The sequence below is a fragment of the Mycobacterium innocens genome, assembly GCF_900566055.1.
GTDB classification, from domain to species: Bacteria; Actinomycetota; Actinomycetes; order Mycobacteriales; family Mycobacteriaceae; genus Mycobacterium; species Mycobacterium innocens.
On the sequence record NZ_UPHQ01000061.1, the window covers coordinates 1 to 3,464 of the forward strand.

The 3,464-nt window shown below is 64.9% G+C and carries 3 protein-coding genes and 1 pseudogene; all 4 read right to left on the bottom strand.

Translation table 11 applies throughout. The annotated features are described in order from the left end of the window. Positions 1-215: 215 nt before the first annotated feature. The 4 genes and pseudogenes from EET03_RS07605 to EET03_RS07620 all read right to left on the bottom strand — a co-directional run bounded on the left by EET03_RS07605 (position 216) and on the right by EET03_RS07620 (position 3,058). The gene (locus EET03_RS07605) at positions 216-689 is read right to left on the bottom strand and encodes an MFS transporter (RefSeq protein ID WP_099194049.1); all 474 of its coding nucleotides are present in this window, start codon (positions 687-689) and stop codon (positions 216-218) included. A 6-nt stretch (positions 690-695) separates the two neighbouring features. Further along, positions 696-890: a hypothetical protein gene (locus EET03_RS07610; RefSeq protein ID WP_136625657.1), complete on the bottom strand. Its 195-nt coding sequence runs from the start codon at positions 888-890 to the stop codon at positions 696-698. Positions 891-951: 61 nt separating this feature from the next. Continuing rightward, a complete protein-coding gene (locus EET03_RS07615) occupies positions 952-2,301 on the bottom strand; it encodes an MFS transporter (protein WP_099194051.1) in 1,350 nt (449 codons plus the stop codon). Positions 2,302-2,355: 54 nt separating this feature from the next. Then, a pseudogene (locus EET03_RS07620) lies at positions 2,356-3,058 on the bottom strand (class I SAM-dependent methyltransferase). Positions 3,059-3,464 lie beyond the last annotated feature (406 nt).

Here is a 3,464-nt window from a genome sequence, read left to right on the forward strand (position 1 = left end):
GCTACAACGTGAATTCGTTCCACATCAGCAGCAACACGCTACTATTAGTGGCTACACTTTTCCTGCCGAGTCGCCACAAAACCCAGCTCAGCACCCCATTTCCCTTATTTACCAGCAGTAACTTCGGACTAAGGTGCCGGCTGCCGCGATCGACCAGCCGTGGCTCTTGATCAACCAGACCAGCATGAACGTCAAAACCACCGTCTGCGGAACCATCAGCAGGGCAGACGCCAGGTGGGTTCGCCACAGCACTGCAGTGGCGCGATAGGGACTGGAAAACTCGCTGTGGTCGGCGGCCGACCGTGCCGGCCGCGCCGGGTCTCGCACCCACACCGCACCCACACCGCGCACAGCAGCGCTGACAATGCGCACACCGTCGCGGGGAACAGCAGCGCAACCGAGATCGAGCGCTTGCCCAGCTCAGGGAGCACTAATGCGGCCGACGCTATTCCGGGCGGCTGCGCGGTCTGCCGGATTCCCATCGCCAGGCCGCGCTGCTCGGCGGGAAACCAGCCGGTCACCAGCCGGCCGCTAGCGGTGTTGGCGCTGGCCGCGGCCATGCCGCCGCCGAACAGGGCAACGCCCCCGGCGAGCATCGACTGGGGTTCCAGGGCTGCGCCGTAGGCGGCGGTAGCAGTGAGGGCCAGGCCCATGATGAGCACGATCCGTTCGCCGAATAAATCCTGCACGTACCCCTAACCGATCAGGGTAAAGACCATGCCGAAGCTGGGCATCGCCGATAGCAGCGCGGCTTCGGACAGACTGATGCCGCGCACGTCGTTGAGTGCGGGAATCAGAAAAGCGATGCCGTTGATGAAGACGGTGGCGCACAACGTCGCGATGAGCGCAACTGCGAGCAGCGACCAACGCCGCATCGATGTTGACTGCACCTATTGATAGTCCTCGCTGCAGTAATTCGGCAAACCTCACCGAGGCGCCGCGACCGGGCGATCACGTCGGTGGCGTCGGTGCTCGTCCGCCCCGGCCCGGCCTGGACGGCCGGGGCGGGCCGGCCAGCCGAGGCCTAGTTGGCAGCTCGCGGGCGCGAACGGCTTGTCGCCAGCGATGCCGCCGAATCGATTGCCGCCGCGCTCGGGTCTCCAAGCCGGGCGGCAGCAGACGAACCGGCACCAACGGCACCGCCGCCAGCGGGAACAACCCCCACAGCGCCCAGGCCAGCGGATAGGCCGCCGTCGTGATAAGTGCACCGAACAGCGGGGGCCCGGTGGCCGCCATCAGGCGCTGCGTGGTGTTCTGGGTGCCCAGCGCGCGCCCACTCCAATACGGTCCGGCGAACTCGGTGATTGCCGTTGCCTCCAACCCGTTGTCGAGTACCGCGATCACCGAGATAGCGATCATGAGTAACACGTCATATCGCGAACCGATGTTGTCGGTAAGCGCCAACAGGAACAGGGCCGACGCGGCGGCGACGGCGATGATACGGACGGGCCGCATGCGTGAGCCGACGTAGTCCGACCAGCGGCCGACCGCGATCCGACCCAGCGCACCCAGCAGCTGCGAAACGGTCACCAAACCGCCGGCCGCCGCGACCGACCAACCGTGACGGTTCATCAGCCAGACCAACATGAACGTCACGGTCACCGTCTGCGGCATCATCAGCAGCGCGGATACCGCGTGGATGCGCCACAACACCGACGACCCCCGATACGGACTCGCCAGCTCCTCGTCAGTGGCCACCTTGCGGGACTTGCGCGGTGCGTCGGCTACTCCGATTAGGCTGGCCACCGCAGCCACCGTGCACGCGATGGCGGGAAACATCAGCCCGGCATGGGCGCCTTGTTCGGCCAGCTCGGGTATGACCAGCGCACCCAGCGCGATTCCCAGCGGCTGCGCGGTCTGGCGGATTCCCATCGCCAGTCCTCGTTGATGAGGCGGAAACCAGCCCGCTACCAGCCGGCCGCCGGCGCTGTTGCAGCTGGCGGCTGCCATGCCGCCCAGAAACAGGTAGATGCCCATCAGCGTCAGCGAGTGCACCGACGCGGCGGCATAGGCGGCTGCGGCGGTGAGAGCCGAGCCCACCGTCATCACAACCCGCTCACCCACGCGGTCCAGGACGTAGCCCCACGCCACCAGCGTTACCACCATGCCCCAGCTGGGCATCGACGCCAACAGACCAGCTTGTGTCAGTGGGGTTCCGCGCGCCGCTTCCAGGCGGGGGATCAGGAAGGCAACGCTGTTGATGAAGAGAAATGAACTCGCCGTCACCAGCAGCGCGACGACCACGATCGACCAGCGTGCAAACAAGCTCAATTCGCCTGGGTCGCTCGGTTGACGCGGCATTGGCTCATGCTCGCACAAGCACGCCAAGTGCGGGTCATTCGCAAGTTCGGTGCGCTACCCCGCTTTGTGTGCGGTGAGCAAGAAGGCCGACACCTTTAGCCGGCTTTTTGCGTCGACCTCGTAATCAGTTAACGAGACGCCCGGGATCCGAGATAGGACCTCTGACAAGTAAACATGGATGAACGCCGGCCGGACCTCGTCGATCTCCCAATACCGTGAAACAGCTTCTCGCAATTCTGGTTCGGTTACGAGATTCGGAGGCGCCGCGGGAGCGTCGGGCGGCAGCTCAATGTCGGCCGGGAGCGCGGTCACCGTCGACACCAGGACGTAGTAGGACGCGCCTGGCGCGGCGACACGGTGTACTGAGCGGATGTAGTCGTCGCGCGAATCGATCGGAAGCGATTCGAACAGGGTGCTGTCGATGATTGTGTTGAACCGGCCGTCGTAGCCGCGAAGTGACGTTAGGTCATCCTGCACGAACGTGACAGTGCTGAGCCCGCGATCGTTTGCGGCTTGCTTGGCCTTGTCGATCGCGGTGCCAGACACATCGACACCCATGACTGTGCCCGAGTGCGGCGAGCGTAAGCGACAGCTCGGCGACCCCACAACCGGCATCGAGTACTTCGCTGCGGATCTTGCCGGCCCGTATCAGTGCCGCGATTTCCGGCTGCGGTTCGCCAATGTTCCACGGCGGCGGTCCCCCGAAGACACCATGTTCGCGGTACGCGGCTTCCCAATCCATCAATTCGCCGTTCACGGCCCGAACCCTAGCCGAGAGATAGAGCGCAATAGGACGCCGATGGTCGTTCGCAGCCGGGTTTGCGCGCGAAAACAATGTTTGGAGATGCCGGGCTCCCCATCGGGCGGTGCCGGTATGAATCCTCGCCCACGAGCCTCATCCGAATGCGCCTTGGTCGAATCGCCAGTCCCGACGGCCCGTCCGGCCGATACGTCCGGCTGCCCGGAAAAGTCGACGGCCCGACCGCCACACGCGGCTGTTAAAGATGTTTCGGTAATACTCGGCGGGATTCGTGTTGCCGTATAGGACAATTGGCGTGTGGCGGGAAATGCCGGTAGGCGGCGGTCGGGGACCAGCGCTCGGGTGCGTGCGCGGAGGGACTTTCAGGCTCTGCAGGACCGGCGGATGGCGGCGGCGGATATGT